The sequence below is a fragment of the Nocardioides sp. genome (genome assembly GCF_035503875.1).
GTDB lineage: Bacteria > Actinomycetota > Actinomycetes > Propionibacteriales > Nocardioidaceae > Nocardioides.
In genome coordinates this window covers 1-19507 of the sequence record NZ_DATJTA010000056.1, presented here as the reverse complement: position 1 = coordinate 19507, position 19507 = coordinate 1, and the positions used below count along the sequence as shown (strand labels likewise).

Sequence of the window (19507 nt, the reverse complement as noted above, 5' to 3'; positions counted from 1 at the left end):
CACATCAGCACATGTGGCAGGGGGAACGCCCCCGTCATGACCACGAGAGAGAGATAGAGGAATGCCTCCCAAGAAGAAGATCGCTGCCCTGGTCAAGGTGCAGCTCCAGGCCGGCGCCGCGACGCCGGCCCCGCCCGTCGGTACCGCCCTGGGCCCCCACGGCGTGAACATCATGGACTTCTGCAAGGCCTACAACGCGCAGACCGAGTCGATGCGCGGCAACGTCATCCCCGTCGAGATCACCATCTACGAGGACCGTTCGTTCGAGTTCATCACCAAGACTCCGCCGGCCGCCGAGCTGATCAAGAAGGCCGCCGGTCTGCAGAAGGGCTCGGGTGTCCCGCACAAGGAGAAGGTCGGCAAGCTGACCAAGGACCAGGTGCGCGAGATCGCCCAGACCAAGCTCCCCGACCTCAACGCGAACGACATCGACGCCGCGATGAAGATCGTCGAGGGCACCGCCCGCTCGATGGGCGTCACCACCGACTGAAGCCGTGGGAGGGCCGCGCTGGCCCGCTAACCACATCTTTTCCAAGAGAAACGAGAAGCTCATGCAGCGCAGCAAGACCTACCGCGCGGCCGCGGAGACGTTCGACAAGGACGAGCTCTACGCCCCGCTGCCCGCGATCAAGATCGCCAAGGGCGCCAGCAAGAAGAAGTTCGACGAGACCGTGGACGTCGTCATGCGTCTCGGCGTCGACCCCCGCAAGGCCGACCAGATGGTCCGCGGCACCGTCAACCTGCCGCACGGCACCGGCAAGACCGCCCGCGTCCTCGTGTTCGCGAACGCGGACAAGGCTGAGGCTGCCCGTGAGGCCGGCGCCGACGTCGTCGGCGGCGACGAGCTCATCGAGAAGGTCTCCGGTGGCTGGCTCGACTTCGACGCCGTCGTCGCGACCCCCGACATGATGGGCAAGGTCGGCCGTCTCGGCCGCGTGCTCGGCCCCCGCGGCCTGATGCCGAACCCGAAGACCGGCACCGTGACGCCGGACGTGGCCAAGGCCGTGTCCGACATCAAGGGCGGCAAGATCGAGTTCCGTGTCGACCGGCACGCGAACCTGCACTTCATCATCGGCAAGGCCTCGTTCTCCGAGGTCCAGCTCGCGGAGAACTACGCCGCGGCGCTCGAGGAGGTGCTGCGGCTCAAGCCCGCCAGCTCCAAGGGCCGCTACATCAAGAAGGTCACCGTCTCCACGACCATGGGCCCCGGTGTCCAGGTCGACCCCAACCGCACCAAGAACCTCGCGGTCGAGGACGAGGCGCAGGCCTGAGCCTGACGCGCTGAAGCATCCCGACGCCCCGGTCACCGTCTCGGTGACCGGGGCGTCGTACGTTGCGGGCATGGTCGGCACTCCTCGCTGCGTGATCCTCGACGACTACCAGGGCGTCGCGACGTCGTACGCCGACTGGTCGACGCTGCCGGTCGAGGTCGAGACGGTGCGCGAGCACCTCGACGAGGACGCGACGGCGGCGGTGCTCGCCGGTGCCGAGATCGTCGTGCTGATGCGTGAGCGGACGCCGCTGACCCGCGACCTGCTCGACCGGCTGCCCGACCTGCGGCTCGTCGTGACCACCGGGATGCGCAACGCCGCCATCGATCTCGACGCCTGCCGGGAGCGCGGCATCCCGGTCTGCGGCACGTCGTCGTCCAAGACCACGACGGCGGAGCTCACCTGGGCGCTCGTGCTGGGTCTGCTCCGGCAGGTCGGAGCCGAGAGCCGGTCCCTGGCCGCCGGCGGCTGGCAGACCACCGTGGGCGCCGACCTCGCCGGGCGGACGCTGGGCCTGCTCGGCCTCGGCTCGATCGGGAGCCGGGTGGCCCGGGTCGGTGCGGCCTTCGACATGGACGTGGTCGCCTGGAGCCCGCACCTGACGCAGGAGCGGGCCGCCGGCGGGGGAGCCAGGCTGGTCGGCCGGGACGAGTTGTTCGCCACCGCCGACGTGCTCTCGATCCACCTGGTGCTGGCAGCCACGACCCGCGGGATCGTCGGCGCCCGCGAGCTCGACCTGCTGCGGCCCACGGCGTACCTCGTCAACACCTCGCGCGCCGGGCTCGTCGACACCGCCGCGCTGCTCCGTTCCCTCGAGGCGGGCCGGCTCGCCGGTGCCGCGGTCGACGTGTTCGACACCGAGCCGCTACCGGCGGGGGACCCGCTGCGCGACCACCCGCGCGTGCTGGCGACGCCGCACCTGGGCTACGTCACCCAGGACAACTACCGCCGGTTCTTCACCGAGGCCGTCGCGGACGTCGCCGCCTGGCTCGCGGGGGATCCGGTGCGCGTCCTGAACTGAGCGTCCAGTGAATTTGGACGATCGTCTACGGCCGCTATACAGTTCGCTGCTGAAACCAGAGACCGCCGGTGGTGGGGCTGCGCATGCAGGCCGACCGAAGGTTCCGCGGAAGCGGACGGCCTGCGCAGGGGACAGAGCAAGATCACGACCCGTCGTGTCCACGCCCTGAGCCTGCGCTCGGGGCGTTCGTCTTTCCCAGGCGCTGTGCGGTGGTCTCCCAGTCCGGAAGGAGACCCATGGCGCGGGCAGACAGGAACGCCGCCGTCGCGGACATCGTTGAGTCCTTCAACGACGCCGCCGGTGCCGTGCTGACCGAGTACCGCGGTCTCACCGTCAAGGAGCTGCAGGACCTTCGCCGCTCCCTGGGTGAGAACGCCAACTACGCCGTGGTCAAGAACACGCTGGCCAAGATCGCCGCCAACCAGGTGGGCATCACCGGCTTCGACGACCTGCTGACCGGCCCGACCGCGATCGCCTTCATCCAGGGCGACGTCGTCGAGGCGGCCAAGGGTCTGCGTGACTTTGCCAAGGCCAACCCCACCCTGGTCATCAAGGGTGGAGTCCTGGACGGCAACATCCTCGACGCCTCCGAGATCGCCAAGCTGGCCGATCTGGAGTCGCGCGAGGTGCTCCTGGGCAAGCTCGCGGGCGCCATGCTCGCGTCGCTGAGCCAGGCCGTCTACCTCCTCAACGCCCCGCTCGCTCAGGCTGCCCGGCTCGCCGGCGCCCTGCAGGCGAAGGCCCAGGAGGACCCCTCGATCCTCGCAGGTGGTGCTGGTACGCCGGCCGCCGCCGAGGAGGCCCCGGTCGCCGAGGCCGCTGCCGAGGAGGCTCCCGCCGAGGAGCCCACCGAGGCCGCTGCCGACGAGGCCGAGACCACCGACGCCTGAGCCGTACGGCTCTCGCGTCACCACACCACCTGAAACCCGCTCCCGGCGAACCGCCCGGAGCACCCGAATGGAAGGAACGCCACCATGGCGAAGCTCAGCACCGACGAGCTCCTTGACGCCTTCAAGGAGATGACCCTGATCGAGCTCTCCGAGTTCGTGAAGCAGTTCGAGGAGACCTTCGGCGTCACCGCCGCCGCCCCGGTCGCCGTGGCCGCCGCCCCCGCCGCTGGCGGCGCCGCTGCCGGTGGCGACGACGCTGCCGCCCAGGACGAGTTCGACGTCATCCTGGAGTCGGCCGGCGACAAGAAGATCAACGTCATCAAGGAGGTGCGCGGCCTCACGTCCCTCGGTCTGAAGGAGGCCAAGGACCTCGTCGAGTCCGCCCCCAAGGCGATCCTCGAGAAGGTCGACAAGGCCACCGCGGACAAGGCCAAGGAGTCCCTCGAGGGCGCCGGCGCCACCGTCACCCTCAAGTGACGAATCTTCACCTGATCGGCTGATCCAGCCGCATCGCCGCCAGGGGCGGTCACCCGTGCACACGGGTGGCCGCCCCTGTCGCGTCTCCCGACGCGTTTGAGACCTCCGACACGCGGGCACAAGCCCTCGCAGTTCCGGTTCAGGAGGGTGTTTGTGCAGGTCGCCGCGGGTCCCGGCCGACATCTCGGCTCGTGTCGATCCCGTGACGGCCGGCACATCGGTGGCGTAACCCCGTCGCTGTACCCCCGTTGTTACCGGTGAGTGGGACAGGCGTTCACCGAACGCGTGTCGGGAGCAGCGGCCGCCACCACGGCGGGCGCAGGAGGGTGTCACGAGCATGGGCGTGGAGATCCGGGTCGACGACCTGAGCAAGTCCTTCGGCAAGCAGCTCATCTGGGGTGACGTCACCCTGACCGTCCCCGCGGGCGAGATCTGCGTGATGCTCGGCCCGTCCGGCACGGGCAAGTCGGTGTTCCTGAAGACGCTGATCGGCCTGCTGAAGCCCGACAAGGGCTCGATCATCATCGAGGGCACCGACATCGCGAGCTGCTCGGAGAAGGAGCTCTACGAGATCCGGAAGCTCTTCGGCGTGCTGTTCCAGGACGGCGCCATGTTCGGCTCGATGAACCTCTACGACAACGTCGCGTTCCCGCTGCGCGAGCACACCAAGAAGTCCGAGTCCGAGATCCGCGACATCGTCATGGAGAAGATGGACCTGGTCGGCCTGGTCGGCTCCGAGGACAAGCTGCCCGGCGAGATCTCCGGCGGCATGCGCAAGCGCGCCGGCCTGGCCCGGGCACTGGTGCTGGACCCCGAGATCGTGCTGTTCGACGAGCCCGACTCCGGGCTCGACCCGGTCCGCACCGCGTTCCTCAACCAGCTGATCGTCGACCTCAACGCGCAGATCGACGCGACGTTCCTGATCGTCACCCACGACATCAACACCGCGCGCACCGTCCCCGACAACATCGGCCTGCTCTACCACCGGCACCTCGCCATGTTCGGCCCGCGCGAGATGCTGCTCAGCTCGGAGGAGCCGGTCGTCCGCCAGTTCCTCAACGCCCAGAAGGTCGGCCCGATCGGCATGTCCGAGGAGAAGGACGCCGACGAGCTCGCCGCCGAGCAGGGCCAGGAGCTGCCGCCCCTGCCGCCGATCCCGATGCAGCTCGAGCCCTCCAACGGCATCGCCCGACGCTCCCAGCGCGAGCCGGGCTCGTGGTGTCGCGAGAACGGCGTCGTCCCGCCGCCCGGGTCGTTCGACGCGAAGATGTCGATGGTGACGGGCGGCTGACCCGCTCGATGGCCACCCTCACCGCGACCCGCTTCCTCGCCCCGGTCGGGACCGCGGGCAAGCTGTTCGCGTTCGCTCTCGACGTCGGCCGGGCGCTGTTCAAGCGACCGTTCCAGCTGCGCGAGTTCATCCAGCAGGCCTGGTTCATCGCCTCGGTCACGATCATCCCGACCGCCCTCGTCGCGATCCCCTTCGGTGCGGTCATCGCGCTCCAGGTCGGCGGCCTGATCCGGCAGTTCGGCGCGCAGTCGTTCACCGGCTCCGCGTCCGTGCTCGCCGTCATCCAGCAGGCCGGACCGATCGCCACGGCGCTGCTGATCGCAGGCGCCGGTGGCTCGGCGATCGCCGCCGACCTCGGCGCGCGGCGGATCCGCGAGGAGCTGGACGCGATGATGGTGCTCGGCATCGACCCGATCCAGCGGCTCGTCGTACCCCGGGTGCTGGCCTGCATGCTCGTGGCGTTCTTCCTCAACGGCATGGTCAGCGTGGTCGGGGTCTCCGGCGGCTACGTGTTCAACGTGGTGCTCCAGGACGGCACGCCCGGCGCGTACATCGCCAGCTTCACCGCCCTGGCCCAGCTCCCCGACCTGTGGATCGGACTCCTGAAGGCGCTGATCTTCGGGATGATCGCGGCCGTCGTCGCCGCCTACAAGGGCATGAACGCGGCCGGCGGGCCGAAGGGCGTGGGCGACGCCGTCAACGAGGCCGTGGTGATCACCTTCCTGCTCCTGTTCATCGTCAACTTCGTCCTCAGCGCGATCTACCTCCAGGTCGTCCCACCGAAGACCGCGTGATGGCCGACCTCCGCAGCGTCTACGAGCGCCCGCTGGGCGCGCTCGACCGCCTGGGCGAGCAGCTCCGGTTCTACCTGCGCGTGCTCCGCGCCCTGCCACGCTCGGTGGCCCGCTACCCGCGCGAGATCCTGCGGATCCTGGCCGAGGTCACCCTCGGCTCCGGCGCGCTCGCGGTGATCGGCGGCACCATCGGCGTCATCGTCGGCATGACCTTCTTCACCGGCGCCCAGGTCGGGCTCTCGGGGTACGCCGCGCTCAACCAGCTCGGCACCGCGGCCTTCTCCGGGTTCATCTCGGCCTACTTCAACACCCGGGAGATCGCCCCCCTGGTCGCCGGCATCGCGCTCGCGGCCACGGTCGGGTGCGGCTTCACGGCACAGCTCGGCGCGATGCGGATCTCCGAGGAGGTCGACGCGCTCGAGGTGATGGCCATCCCGTCGATGCCGTTCCTGGTCGCCACCCGGGTGATCGGCGGGCTGATCGCGATCATCCCGCTGTACGTCGTCGGCCTGCTGTCGTCGTACTTCGCGAGCCGGCTGGTGGTCACCCAGTTCTACGGGCAGTCGTCGGGCACCTACGACCACTACTTCAACCAGTTCCTGCCACCCGGCGACGTGCTCTGGTCCTTCGGCAAGGTGCTGGTCTTCGCCGTCGTCGTGATCCTGATCCACTGCTACCACGGCTACAACGCCTCGGGCGGACCCGCGGGCGTCGGGGTGGCCGTGGGCCGCGCCGTGCGCACCAGCATCGTCGCGATCAACGTGATCGACCTGTTCCTGTCCATGGCGATCTGGGGCACGTCCACGACCGTGCGGCTGGCGGGGTGAGCGCGATGCCCACCAAGCTGCTCGGCGTCGTGTTCCTGGCGCTCGTCGTGCTCGCGGCGTACCTCACCTACGGCGTGTTCACGCAGCGGTTCACCGACTACGACCGGGTCACCCTGCAGACCTCGAAGATCGGCATGCAGCTCCCGCGTCGCGCCGACGTCAAGATCCGCGGCGTGATCGTCGGCGAGGTGCTCGACGTCCGGGCCGACGCCGAGGGCGCCGAGGTGGAGCTCGGCATCTTCCCCGACCAGCGCGACATCATCCCGGCCGGCGTGACCGGCTCGATCGTCCCGAAGACCCTCTTCGGGGAGAAGTACGTCTCGCTCGTCGTCCCGGAGCGCACGGGCGGCGACACCCTGCAGGCCGGCGCGACGATCCGGCGTACCGAGCTGCCGACCGAGGTGGAGGAGGTCCTCTCCGACCTCTACCCGCTGTTGCGCACCGTGCAGCCCGCCGACCTGAACTACACGCTGACCGCGCTCGCGACGGCGCTCGAAGGTCGCGGGGACCGGCTCGGCGACAACCTGGAGACCGTCGACAGCTACCTCCGGCGGCTCAACCCCCAGATCCCGGCGCTGGTCGAGGACCTCCGCCTGACCATCCAGGTCGCCGACACCTACGACGAGATCCTGCCGGAGGTGGGCCAGATCCTGCGGGACACGATCACCACCACCGGCACCCTCGAGGAGCGCGAGAAGGCGCTCAACCTGCTCTTCCGCGACGTGTCCGCCTTCTCCGGGACCGCCCGCGACTTCCTCGCCGACAACGAGGCGAACCTGATCCGGCTCGGCGAGGTGACCGAGCCGTTCGTGGGGCTGTTGGCCAAGTACGCCCCGGAGTATCCCTGCCTGCTGAAGGGGATCGTCGGCGCCGGCGCCCTCCAGGCCGAGGCGTTCCGCGGTCACACGCTGCACATCGTGCTGGAGACGCTGCCCAACCAACCCCGACCGTACGGCCCCGAGGACAAGCCGCGCTTCGGCGAGGACCGCGGGCCCACCTGCCTGCACCTCCCGACGCCGAACTCGGGTCAGGAGAACCCGCTGCGCCGCCAGCCCGACCTCGACGACGGCGTCGACGAGCCGACCGGCAAGGGCACCTCGCGGGTCGCGCCGGGCTACGGCCTGCGCGACGCGTACGCCGGCACCTCGGCCGAGGCCGACCTGCTCCGCTCGCTGCTCGCCCGGGGGACGGGGCGGGAGACCGGTGAGGTCGGCGACCTCGGGGTGCTGCTGCTCGGCCCGATGGCCCGGGGCGCGGAGGTGTCGCTGCGATGATGCTCCTCGACCGGCGCACCGGTGCCGACCTGGTCAAGCTCCTGGTCTTCATCGTCGTCACGACCCTGGCGACCGGAGTCCTGGTCATCACGATCGGCAACCTCTCCTTCGCCGACTCCCGCGAGTACTCCGCCGAGTTCACCGACGCCACCGGAGTCGTCACCGGCGACGAGATCCGGATCGCGGGGGTGAAGGTCGGCACGGTCAAGGACGTCGAGATCGTCGAGCGCACCCGGGCGCTGGTCACCTTCGACGTCGCCGAGGACTCGGCGGTGCGCGGGTCCACCACGGCGTCGATCCGCTACCGCAACCTCGTCGGGCAGCGCTACATCTCGCTGGCCGAGGGGGTCGGGGACACCGCGCCCCTCGAGGAGGGCGCGACGATCCCGGTCGCCCGGACGAAGCCGGCCCTCGACCTGACCGTGCTGTTCAACGGCTTCAAGCCGCTCTTCCAGGCGCTCTCGCCGTCCGACATCAACCAGCTCTCCTACGAGATCGTCCAGGTCTTCCAGGGCGAGGGCGGCACGTTGGAGAGCCTGCTCGGCCACACGGCCTCGGTGACCAGCACCCTCGCCGAGCGCGACGAGGTGATCTCGTCGCTGATCACCAACCTCAACGACGTGCTCGACCACCTCGGCGACCGCGACGACCAGCTCTCCCAGCTGATCGTGAACTTCAAGACCCTGGTCGGCGGGCTGAAGTCGGACCGCAAGGCGATCCTCTCCTCGCTCGACCAGATCTCGCTGCTCTCCGAGCAGACCGCCGATCTCGTCACCGGCATCCAGGAGCCGTTCGTCGACGACGTGAAGCAGCTGCGCCGCCTCGCCTCCAACATCGACGACAACAAGGGCGAGCTCGACCGGGCCATGCAGGTGCTGCCCATCAAGCTGGAGAAGGTGGGCCGCACCGCCATCTACGGCGCCTGGTTCAACTTCTACCTCTGCCACTTCCAGGGCCGGGTCCGGCTGCCCGCCGGCATCTCAGTCCCGGTCAAGTACAACGTCGGTGGCGAGAGGTGTGATCTCGGATGAGCGTCCCCTTCCGCCAGCGCAACCCCGTCGTCATCGGCGCGGTCAGCCTCGCCGTCGTCGCCGGTCTGCTCCTGGCCGCGTTCCGCGCCCAGGACCTGCCGCTGATCGGCGGCGGCGACACCTACTACGCCGCGTTCGCCGAGTCCGGCGGGCTGAAGGCCGACGACGAGGTCCGCATCGCCGGGGTCCGCGTCGGCAAGGTGGAGTCGGTCGACCTGGACCGCGGCTACGTCAAGGTGACCTTCCGGGTCGAGACCGACTCCGGCTTCGGTCCCGAGACCCGGGCCGCGATCCGGGTGAAGACCCTGCTGGGCGCGATGTACCTCGCCCTGGAGCCGGCCGGCTCGGGCCAGCTCCCGGAGGAGAGCGAGATCCCGGTCGAGCGCACGAGCTCGCCGTACGACGTCGTCGAGGCGTTCGAGGGCCTCGCGGAGACCTCCGAGGAGATCGACACCGACCAGCTCGCCGACTCGCTCACGACGCTCGCCGACCTGACCCGCAACACCCCGGAGGAGTTCCGCGACGCGCTGAGCGGGGTCTCGGCCCTGTCGACCAACATCGCCGCGAAGAACGAGCAGATCGGGACCCTGCTGCAGAACCTCGACCGGGTGACCGCGGTGCTCGACGCCCGTGACACCGACATCGTCCGGTTGATGAAGGACTCCGACGTCCTCGTCCGCGCACTGGTCGCCCGCCGCGACGCCGTGCACCGGCTGCTGGTCTCGACCACGACCCTCTCGAAGTCCCTGACCGCGCTGGTCCGCGAGTCCCGCGACGACCTCAAGCCCGCCCTGACCGAGCTGGAGAACGTGCTGCGCGTGCTGAACAAGAACGAGGACAACCTCGACAACAGCCTGCGGCTGATGGCGCCGTTCTACCGCGTCTTCGCCAGCACCCTCGGCGGCGGTCCCTGGTTCGACACCTACATCCAGAACCTCCCGCCGGTGCCGGACCTCGCCAACGGCGGTGGTGTCGGATGAGCCTCCGCCGGGTCGTCCCGCTCCTCGTCGTCCTCGCCCTCGTGGTCGCGGCGGCGCTGACCATGTTCAGGGCCGAGGAGCAGAAGCGGCTGACCGCCCACTTCCCGCGCACGATCTCGATCTACGAGGGCAGCGACGTACGGGTCCTCGGCGTCCCGGTGGGCCGCGTCGTCGACGTGACCCCCTCGGGCACGGACGTCGTCGTCGAGATGGAGTACGACGCCGACGTCGACGTGCCGGCCGACGCCCGGGCGGTGATCGTGGCCCCGTCGATCGTCGGCGACCGGTTCATCCAGCTGACCCCGGCGTACGAGAAGGGCGAGATCATCGCCGACGCGGCGACCCTGCCGGTCGAGCGCACCTCGGTCCCGCTCGAGCTCGACCAGATCTACTCCAGCATCGACGACCTCACGGTCGCCCTCGGCCCGACGGGCGCCAACCGGGAGGGCGCCCTGACCGACCTGCTGGAGACGACCGCCCAGAACTTCGCCGGACAGGGCGCCCAGCTCAACCGGACCATCAAGGACTTCGGCCGGCTGAGCACGACCCTCGACGACAACAAGGACGAGCTGTTCAAGTCCGCCGCCCAGCTGGAGTCGTTCATCGGCACGCTGGCCGAGAACGACCAGACCGTGCGCTCCTTCAACGACTCGCTGGGGAAGGTGTCCACGATGCTCGCCGGTGAGCGGGAGGAGCTCTCGGCGTCCCTGGAGAACCTCTCGGTCGCCCTCGGCGAGGTGTCGACCTTCGTCAGCGACAACCGCGAGGTGCTCGGCCGCGACATCGCCGGGCTGAACCGGGTGGCGAAGGTGCTGGTCAAGCAGCGCGGCGCGCTCGACGAGATCCTCAAGGCGGGCCCGCTGGCGCTGAACAACCTCTACCTGACCTACAACCCGCAGACCGGCACGCTCGACACCAACGCCAACATCGGCAACCTGGCCAACGAGATCGTCTCCGACCCGGGGCTGCTGCTCTGCAGCATCCTCGCGCAGAACGACCCCACGGGGACCCTGTGCCAGCTGGTGCAGGGGATCCTGCCGCGGGCCGGCGCGCTGTCGGGCCGGGCGCCGGTCGACCCGTCGGCCGTGCTGGACCCGACCCTCGGCGGACTCGTGGGAGCGAAGCGATGAGGGGGCGGCGCGGGCTCGCCTCCGCCGTGGCGGGGTTGCTGGTCGGGTCGCTGGCGCTCACCGGCTGCGACGTCGACGTCTACCAGCTGCCGCTGCCCGGGGGGACCGACGTCGACGAGGACGCCATCGAGGTCACGGTCATGTTCGCCGACGTCCTGGACCTGGTGCCCCAGTCGACGGTGAAGGTCAACGACGTCTCGGTCGGGAAGGTCACCGACGTCGACCTGTCCGGGTACGTCGCCGAGGTGACCGTCGAGCTCCGCTCGGACACCAAGCTGCCCGACAACGCCGTCGCCGAGATCCGGCAGACCAGCCTGCTGGGGGAGAAGTTCGTCTCGCTCGGCGCGCCCGAGTCGGGCGCCGAGGGGGAGCTGAGCGACGGCGAGACCATCCCGCTGGAGCGCTCCGGTCGCAACCCGGAGGTCGAGGAGGTGCTCGGCGCCCTGAGCCTGGTGCTCAACGGCGGCGGCATCGCCCAGCTGAAGACGATCTCGCAGGAGCTCAACCAGGCGCTGGCGGGCCGCGAGGGCGCGGCCCGGTCGGTGCTGACCCAGGTCGACACGCTGATGGCCAACCTCGACGCCGGCAAGGCCGACATCGTCGGCGCCATCGAGTACCTCGACCGGCTGGCCCGCACGGCCCAGGAGCAGCAGGGCACGATCGACGCGGCTCTGGAGGAGCTGCCGAGCGCGCTGGACTCCCTGGACCGGCAGCGCGAGGACCTGGTCACCATGCTGCGCAGCCTCAACGAGCTCGGCGACGTCGGGGTGCGGGTCATCGAGCAGACCAAGGACGCGACGATCTCGACCCTGGCCCAGCTGGAGCCGACGCTGCGCCAGCTCGCTCGGTCCGGCGACGCCTTCGTCAAGGCCTTCCACGTGTTCCTGACCTACCCGTTCGTGGACGAGGTCGTCGGCCGGGACCCGCAGGTCGCCCGCAACCTGCACATGGGCGACTACACCAACCTCTCCGTCGAGCTCGACATCGACCTGTCCCTCGGCCTCACGCCCGGCGCCACCCAGCTGCCGACCCTGCTGCCCAGCGACGTCGACCCGACGGTGGTCCTCGACAACGTGCTGCGCTGCATCACCAGCGGGGGCCTCGACAGCGACGCGTGCCGCAAGGTGCTGGGCAGCGTCGAGGCGTTGCTCAAGCTCAAGGCGGAGTGCCAGAAGCCCAAGAACCGCGACACCGTCGTCTGCCGGCTGCTCAACCAGGTGCCCGGCCTGCCCTCGCTCCCGGTCCCCGGGGTCAACGACCTGCTCGACGGCCTCGGCCTCAGCCGGCCGGCGCCGGGTGCGGCGAAGGCGGACCGCGGACCGACCCTCGGCCAGCTGGCGGAGGCCTACGACCCGGGCCTGGTCAGCCTGCTCGTCCCGGGGATGGTGAGCCGATGATCACGCGTCGTACCCGGGTCCAGCTGCTGGTCTTCGTGATCGTCACCCTGCTGGGCGTCAGCTTCGTGGGGGCACGCTACGCCCGCCTCGACCGGCTCTTCGTCGACGACACCTACACCGTGGTCGCGCACTTCCCCGACTCCGGCGGCATCTTCGCCGGCGGCGAGGTGACCTACCGCGGTGTGACGGTGGGCGAGGTCAGCCGGCTGGTGCTGACCGGCGACGGGGTCGACGTCCACCTGTCGATCGACGACGAGCAGGACCGGATCCCGGCCGACACCCTCGCCGTCGTCGGCAACCGCTCCGCGGTGGGGGAGCAGTACGTCGAGCTGCAGCCGCAGGTCGACGACGGCCCGTACCTCGCCGAGTCCGCCGAGATCGCCGAGGAGGCGACCCGGATCCCGATCGCCACCGACACCCTCCTCACGAACCTGGCGACCACCGCGGGCTCCGTCGACCCCGACGCGCTGCGCACCACCGTCTCCGAGCTCGGCGACGCCTTCGAGGGCACCGGCCCGGACCTGCAGCGGATCATCGACACCGGCAACTCCTTCCTGGAGACCGCCAACGACAAGTTCGACATCACCAGCGCGCTGATCCGCGACAGCAACACGGTGCTGCAGGGGCAGGTCGACAGCGCGAGCGCGCTGCGCACCTTCGCCAGCCGGCTGAAGCTCTTCACCGGCACCCTGGCCGCGTCCGACCCGGACCTGCGCCGGCTCATCGACTCGGGCTCGCTGGCCGCCACCGAGCTGCGCACCTTCCTGGAGCAGAACGGCGTCGAGCTCGGCGACCTGATCAACAACCTGGTCACGACCGGCGAGGTCGTCACCGCGAACCTGCCCGGCATCGAGCAGCTGCTGGTGGTCTATCCCTACATCGTGGAGGGCGGCTACACCGTGGTCTCGAAGTCGCCCGACACCGGCCTGTACGACGCCCACTTCGGGCTGATCCTCACCACCCACCCCACCTGCCACCAGGGCTACGAGAGCACCGACAAGCGGATCCCGCAGGAGCGCGGCGACCGGCCGATGAACATGAAGGCCGGCTGCACGGAGCCGGCGACGCGCAGCAACGCCCGCGGCCCCCAGAACCTCGCGCCCCGCGCGCCCGCCGACTACGACGCGCCGGTCGTGGCGTCGTACGACCGGGACAACCGAGCGCTGACCTGGCTGCCGGGCGGCCTCGCCGATCTCGGCGAGGCCGGTACCGCCGCCCCAACGTCCCCCGGAGAGGAGTCCTGGAAATGGCTCTACCTGCAGCCCCTGCTGGGCCACGAGTGACCACCGACGCGCCCGAGCCGACCGAGAAGCACGACCCGCCCCGCTCCGCGCGGTTCCGGGTGGTGCTGCTGGTCGTCCTGCTCGTGCTGATGCTCGCGTCCGCCGGCAGCCTGGTCTGGCTGCTGTCCGGACGCAGCGGCGCCGCCGACGACCGGCAGGCGGAGCGGGACGCGGTGATGAGCCAGGCGCGGCAGTTCATGCTGCGCAGCTACACCTACGGCCCCGACGACCTCGACGACGCGGGCCGGCTGACCGAGAATCGCGCCCAGGTCGAGGAGGTCGTGACCGACAAGTTCGGCGCCGCCTACGAGGAGTCGATCACCGCGATCGAGCAGCTGGTCAAGAGCCAGGGCGTCGGTCAGGCCGCGACGGTGCACGGCGTCGGCGTCCAGTACCTCGACGGCGACTCGGCCCGCGCGCTGGTCGCGGGGGAGTCGACCTTCACCCAGCGGGCCGACGACGGCAGCACGCAGGAGGTCCAGACGCAGACCTTCCGGATGGTCGTCGACCTGGTCAAGGTCTCCGGCGACTGGCTGGTCGACCAGTCCAACACCGCGTCCGCCGTCGCCGAAGAGTCGGGCGGCACGTCGCCGACCCCCGCACCCGCGCCCACGAACGGATCCGGCCGATGACCCCGACCTGGTACGACCTGCTCGACGTCGACCCGCACGCCTCCGAGGCCGAGATCCGGGAGGCCTGGCGAGCCGCGATCGCCGAGCTCGACCCGGGCGACCGGCGCTTCCGCACCTTCAACCAGGCCGCCGAGGTGCTCCTCGACCCGGCCCGCCGGGCGGCGTACGACGCCGAGCTGACCGCGCAGCAGCCGGAGGAGGAGGCTCCCGACGAGCCGACTCCGGTGACCGCGACGGCCGCACCGCGACGCCGGGTCGTTCCCACCTGGGTGCTGCTCGGTCTGGGCCTGCTGACGGCCGCGCTCGTCGTCGGGGCGGCCCTGCTCGCCCGACAGCCCTCCGACGACGCGGTCGCCGACGCCGCGCGGGCCGCCCAGGCGGCGGCGGAGCGCGCGGTGCCGCCGGTGCTGTCCTACGACGCGGCCGACCTCGAGGGCTCGCGGTCGTCCGCGGCGGCGTACCTCACGGCGACGTACCAGAAGGAGCGCGACCAGCTCTTCGAGGAGGTGATCGACGAGAACGCACCCAACACCGGCACCACGCTGACCACCTCGGTGGTCGACTCCAGCATCGTCCGCGCCGGCGACGACGACCGGGTCCAGGTGTTCCTCTTCGTCGACCAGGCCGCCACGAACAAGGAGCAGGCCGAGCCGCGCGTCACCCGCACCTGGGTCACCATGACCATGGAGCGCGTCGACGACGAGTGGCTGGTGGCCGCGATGCGGGTGGTCTGAGCCGACGCCCGTCCGGCCCGGTCCCGGCGACACGCGAGGGCCGGTTTCGGGCGAACCGCTTGACCTTCGGGCCGACGCCCCGCATGATCGACGCCAGGCTCGCCAGTTCCGGCGCACGCAGATATTGTGTGGCGCCCTCGACCGGGGTATCGTAGCGCTTTGCGTCTGCCCTCAAATGCGAGTCTCCTGCCCGGTGGTTGACTTAGTGGTGGGCATCGACGCGATCCAGTGCGATCTGTCGAAGGACACCTCTTGGCCGCGCGCAGCACCTCCGGTACCAACCCCCGCCGCATCTCGTTCAACAAGATCCAGGACCCCATCGAGGTCCCCCAGCTCCTCTCGCTCCAGACCGACGCCTTCGACTGGCTGATCGGCAACGAGAAGTGGGACGCCGTCGTCGAGCGTCGCCGCAGCGAGGGCGAGGACGTCTCCAGCAAGTCCGGTCTCCAGGAGATCTTCGAGGAGATCTCCCCGATCGAGGACTTCTCCGAGACCATGTCGCTCTCGTTCGAGAACCCGGTCTTCTACGACCCGAAGTACACCGTGGACGAGTGCAAGGAGAAGGACTTCACCTACTCCGCGCCGCTGTACGTCTCGGCCGAGTTCACCAACAACGACACCGGTGAGATCAAGGGCCAGACCGTCTTCATGGGTGACTTCCCCCTGATGACGCCCAAGGGCACCTTCGTCATCAACGGCACCGAGCGCGTCGTCGTCTCGCAGCTCGTCCGCTCGCCGGGCGTCTACTTCGAGCGCACCGCCGACAAGACGTCCGACAAGGACATCTACACCGCCAAGATGATCCCCTCGCGCGGGGCCTGGCTGGAGTTCGAGATCGACAAGCGCGACCTGGTCGGCGTCCGCCTCGACCGCAAGCGCAAGCAGAACGTCACGGTGCTGCTCAAGGCCCTCGGCTGGACCAACGAGCAGATCCGCGAGGAGTTCGGCCAGTACGAGTCGATGATGCTGACCCTCGAGAAGGATCACACCGAGACGCAGAAGGACGCGCTCCTCGACATCTACCGCAAGCTCCGTCCGGGCGAGCCGCCCACGGAGGAGGCGGCCCAGACGCTGCTGAACAACTACTACTTCAACCCCAAGCGCTACGACCTGGCCAAGGTCGGTCGCTACAAGATCAACAAGAAGCTGGGGCTGACCGAGGCGTTCGACCAGCAGACGCTGACCGTCGATGACATCGTCGCTGCGATCAAGTACATCGTCGCGCTGCACGACGGGCGCGAGGAGATCGAGGCGCCGCAGGGCACCCTCGCCATCGCCGCCGACGACATCGACCACTTCGGCAACCGCCGGATGCGCACCGTGGGCGAGCTGATCCAGAACCAGCTCCGCACCGGCCTGGCCCGGATGGAGCGCGTGGTCCGCGAGCGGATGACGACCCAGGACGTCGAGGCGATCACGCCGCAGTCGCTGATCAACATCCGCCCCGTGGTCGCGGCGCTGAAGGAGTTCTTCGGCACCTCGCAGCTCTCGCAGTTCATGGACCAGACCAACCCGATCGCCGGCCTGACGCACAAGCGTCGCCTCTCGGCCCTCGGTCCCGGCGGTCTGTCCCGTGACCGCGCCGGCATGGAGGTCCGCGACGTGCACCCGTCGCACTACGGCCGCATGTGCCCGATCGAGACGCCGGAAGGCCCGAACATCGGTCTGATCGGCTCGCTGGCCTCCTACGGCCGGATCAACCCGTTCGGCTTCGTGGAGACCCCCTACCGCAAGGTCGAGGGTGGCCGCGTCACCGACCAGATCGACTACCTCACCGCCGACGACGAGGACCGCTACGTCATCGCGCAGGCCAACGCCGTCATCGACGACGAGGGCCGGTTCACCGAGGAGCGGGTGCTGGTCCGCCAGCGCGACGGCGAGGTCTCCGAGATCCTGGCCGACGAGGTCGACTACATGGACGTCTCGCCGCGCCAGATGGTGTCGGTCGCGACGGCCCTGATCCCCTTCCTCGAGCACGACGACGCCAACCGCGCGCTCATGGGCGCCAACATGCAGCGTCAGGCCGTGCCGCTCATCACGAGCGACAGCCCGCTGGTCGGCACCGGCATCGAGTACCGCGCCGCGGTCGACGCCGGCGACGTCGTCGTCGCGGAGAAGGCCGGTGTGGTCAAGGAGGTCTCCGCCGACCTCGTCGAGACCATGAACGACGACGGCACGTACTCCTCGTACAAGCTCGCGAAGTTCAAGCGCTCCAACCAGGGCACCTGCATCAACCAGCGCCCGCTGGTCAGCGAGGGCGACCGGCTCGAGGTCGGCAGCCCGATCGCCGACGGTCCCTGCACCGACGACGCGGAGATGGCGCTCGGCACCAACCTGCTGGTCGCGTTCATGCCGTGGCAGGGCCACAACTACGAGGACGCGATCATCCTCAGCCAGCGCCTGGTGCAGGAGGACGTCCTCACCTCGATCCACATCGAGGAGCACGAGGTCGACGCCCGCGACACCAAGCTCGGCCCCGAGGAGATCACCCGGGACATCCCGAACGTCTCCGAGGAGATGCTGGCCGACCTCGACGAGCGCGGCATCATCCGCATCGGCGCCGAGGTCACCACCGGTGACATCCTCGTCGGCAAGGTCACGCCCAAGGGCGAGACCGAGCTGACCCCCGAGGAGCGCCTGCTCCGCGCGATCTTCGGTGAGAAGGCGCGCGAGGTCCGTGACACCTCGATGAAGGTGCCGCACGGTGAGTCCGGCACGGTCATCGGCGTCCGCGTCTTCGACCGCGAGGAGGGCGACGAGCTGCCCCCGGGCGTGAACCAGCTGGTCCGCGTCTACGTCGCGCAGAAGCGCAAGATCTCCGTCGGCGACAAGCTCGCCGGTCGCCACGGCAACAAGGGCGTCATCGCGAAGATCCTGCCGATCGAGGACATGCCGTTCATGGAGGACGGCACCCCGGTCGACGTCGTGCTGAACCCGCTGGGTGTGCCGCGACGGATGAACATCGGTCAGATCCTCGAGCTCCACCTGGGCTGGCTCGCCAAGCAGGGCTGGGACATCAAGCTCGCCGAGGACGAGACCGACGCGGAGTGGAAGCAGCGCCTGATCAAGATCCACGCCGACAAGGCGGAGCCGGACACCAAGGTCGCGACCCCGGTCTTCGACGGCGCCCGCGAGGACGAGATCACCGGCCTGCTCGGCTCGACGATCCCGAACCGCGACGGCGTGCGGGTGGTCAAGGCCAACGGCAAGGCGTCGCTGTTCGACGGCCGCTCCGGCGAGCCGTTCCCGGACCCGGTGTCGGTCGGCTACATGTACATCCTCAAGCTGCACCACCTCGTGGACGACAAGATCCACGCGCGCAGCACCGGCCCCTACTCCATGATCACGCAGCAGCCCCTGGGCGGTAAGGCCCAGTTCGGCGGCCAGCGGTTCGGCGAGATGGAGGTCTGGGCGATGGAGGCGTACGGCGCCGCCTACGCCCTGCAGGAGCTGCTCACGATCAAGTCCGACGACGTCCCCGGACGCGTCAAGGTCTACGAGGCGATCGTCAAGGGCGAGAACATCCCCGACTCCGGCATCCCGGAGTCGTTCAAGGTGCTCGTCAAGGAGATGCAGTCGCTCTGCCTGAACGTCGAGGTCCTCAGCCAAGACGGTTCGAGCATCGAGCTCCGCGACGCGGAGGAGGACGTCTTCCGCGCCGCCGAGGAGCTCGGCATCGACCTGTCCCGCCGCGAGCCCAGCTCGGTCGAAGAGGTGTGAGTCGCGGGGCCGGCTCCGGTCGGCCCCGCCTCCGCCCCCTACGTCATTTCTTAGAACTACCGAAGGGTTGCAGCCATCGTGCTCGACGTGAACTTCTTCGACCAGCTTCAGATCGGCCTGGCCACCGCGGACGACATCCGCACCTGGAGCCACGGTGAGGTCAAGAAGCCGGAGACCATCAACTACCGCACGCTCAAGCCCGAGCGTGACGGCCTCTTCTGCGAGAAGATCTTCGGTCCCACCCGGGACTGGGAGTGCTACTGCGGCAAGTACAAGCGCGTGCGCTTCAAGGGCATCATCTGCGAGCGCTGCGGCGTCGAGGTGACCCGCTCCAAGGTGCGCCGCGAGCGCATGGGCCACATCGACCTGGCGGCTCCGGTCAGCCACATCTGGTTCTTCAAGGGTGTCCCGAGCCGCATCGGCTACCTGCTGGACATGGCGCCGAAGGAGCTGGAGAAGGTTCTGTACTTCGCCGCTTCGATGGTGACCTGGGTCGACGACGAGGCGCGCGCGCGTGACCTCGAAACGCTGGAGGTCGAGGTCAACAAGACGCTCGACAGCTACGCCGCTGAGAAGGAGGAGCGCATCCTCGAGCTCAAGGAGTCGCTCGAGCGCCGCGTGGCCTTCATCGAGACCGCCAAGACCAGCCGCGACTTCTCCGACGACGACCACCTGTGGGCCGATTCGCTGGAGATCAACGTCGCCAAGCTCGGTGAGGAAGAGCGCGAGAAGCTGCTCAAGGACATCCGCAAGAG

Annotated in this window: 17 protein-coding genes and 1 pseudogene; all 18 read left to right on the top strand. The window is 69.4% G+C overall.

Going from position 1 to position 19507, the window contains the following annotated elements:
* Positions 1-61 precede the first annotated feature (61 nt).
* Entirely contained in the window at positions 62-490 is a 429-nt protein-coding gene (gene rplK / locus VMF51_RS14070; RefSeq protein WP_325475071.1) for a 50S ribosomal protein L11, read from the top strand.
* Positions 491-551: 61 nt separating this feature from the next.
* Positions 552-1271 (top strand): 50S ribosomal protein L1, encoded by a 720-nt coding sequence (gene rplA, locus VMF51_RS14065; RefSeq protein WP_325475070.1) that lies wholly within the window; start codon positions 552-554, stop codon positions 1269-1271.
* A 70-nt stretch (positions 1272-1341) separates the two neighbouring features.
* Complete coding sequence (locus VMF51_RS14060) at positions 1342-2292, top strand: D-2-hydroxyacid dehydrogenase family protein (protein ID WP_325475069.1); 951 nt, start codon at positions 1342-1344, stop codon at positions 2290-2292.
* A 236-nt stretch (positions 2293-2528) separates the two neighbouring features.
* Positions 2529-3182: a 50S ribosomal protein L10 gene (gene rplJ / locus VMF51_RS14055; RefSeq protein ID WP_325475068.1), complete on the top strand. Its 654-nt coding sequence runs from the start codon at positions 2529-2531 to the stop codon at positions 3180-3182.
* Between the two features lie 84 nt (positions 3183-3266).
* Positions 3267-3659 (top strand): 50S ribosomal protein L7/L12, encoded by a 393-nt coding sequence (gene rplL, locus VMF51_RS14050; RefSeq protein ID WP_325475067.1) that lies wholly within the window; start codon positions 3267-3269, stop codon positions 3657-3659.
* 337 nt (positions 3660-3996) lie between these two features.
* A complete protein-coding gene (locus tag VMF51_RS14045; RefSeq protein WP_325475066.1) occupies positions 3997-4950 on the top strand; it encodes an ABC transporter ATP-binding protein in 954 nt (317 codons plus the stop codon).
* Positions 4951-4958: 8 nt separating this feature from the next.
* Complete coding sequence (locus VMF51_RS14040; protein WP_325475065.1) at positions 4959-5744, top strand: ABC transporter permease; 786 nt, start codon at positions 4959-4961, stop codon at positions 5742-5744.
* On the top strand, positions 5744-6571 hold the full coding sequence (locus tag VMF51_RS14035; RefSeq protein WP_325475064.1) for an ABC transporter permease: 828 nt from the start codon (positions 5744-5746) through the stop codon (positions 6569-6571). The genes VMF51_RS14040 and VMF51_RS14035 overlap by 1 nt, the downstream gene beginning before the upstream one ends.
* A 5-nt stretch (positions 6572-6576) precedes the next feature.
* The gene (locus tag VMF51_RS14030) at positions 6577-7845 is read left to right on the top strand and encodes an MCE family protein (protein WP_325475063.1); all 1269 of its coding nucleotides are present in this window, start codon (positions 6577-6579) and stop codon (positions 7843-7845) included.
* Positions 7842-8876, top strand: coding sequence for an MlaD family protein (locus VMF51_RS14025; protein ID WP_325475062.1), 1035 nt, complete (start codon positions 7842-7844; stop codon positions 8874-8876). The genes VMF51_RS14030 and VMF51_RS14025 overlap by 4 nt, the downstream gene beginning before the upstream one ends.
* Positions 8873-9856, top strand: coding sequence for an MCE family protein (locus tag VMF51_RS14020; RefSeq protein WP_325475061.1), 984 nt, complete (start codon positions 8873-8875; stop codon positions 9854-9856). Before VMF51_RS14025 ends, VMF51_RS14020 begins: the two co-directional genes overlap by 4 nt.
* Positions 9853-10986, top strand: a complete 1134-nt coding sequence (locus VMF51_RS14015) for an MCE family protein (protein ID WP_325475060.1) — start codon at positions 9853-9855, stop codon at positions 10984-10986. The genes VMF51_RS14020 and VMF51_RS14015 overlap by 4 nt, the downstream gene beginning before the upstream one ends.
* Complete coding sequence (locus tag VMF51_RS14010) at positions 10983-12383, top strand: MCE family protein (protein WP_325475059.1); 1401 nt, start codon at positions 10983-10985, stop codon at positions 12381-12383. Before VMF51_RS14015 ends, VMF51_RS14010 begins: the two co-directional genes overlap by 4 nt.
* Complete coding sequence (locus VMF51_RS14005; RefSeq protein ID WP_325475058.1) at positions 12380-13666, top strand: MlaD family protein; 1287 nt, start codon at positions 12380-12382, stop codon at positions 13664-13666. Before VMF51_RS14010 ends, VMF51_RS14005 begins: the two co-directional genes overlap by 4 nt.
* Positions 13663-14298 carry a hypothetical protein gene (locus tag VMF51_RS14000; protein WP_325475057.1) on the top strand — a complete coding sequence of 212 codons (636 nt, stop codon included), beginning with the start codon at positions 13663-13665 and terminating at the stop codon, positions 14296-14298. Before VMF51_RS14005 ends, VMF51_RS14000 begins: the two co-directional genes overlap by 4 nt.
* Positions 14295-15032 (top strand): J domain-containing protein, encoded by a 738-nt coding sequence (locus VMF51_RS13995; RefSeq protein ID WP_325475056.1) that lies wholly within the window; start codon positions 14295-14297, stop codon positions 15030-15032. The genes VMF51_RS14000 and VMF51_RS13995 overlap by 4 nt, the downstream gene beginning before the upstream one ends.
* 252 nt (positions 15033-15284) lie before the next feature.
* Positions 15285-18752, top strand: coding sequence for a DNA-directed RNA polymerase subunit beta (gene rpoB / locus VMF51_RS13990; protein WP_349255732.1), 3468 nt, complete (start codon positions 15285-15287; stop codon positions 18750-18752).
* A gap of 78 nt (positions 18753-18830) precedes the next feature.
* A pseudogene (locus tag VMF51_RS13985) lies at positions 18831-19507 on the top strand (DNA-directed RNA polymerase subunit beta'); the annotation flags it as partial.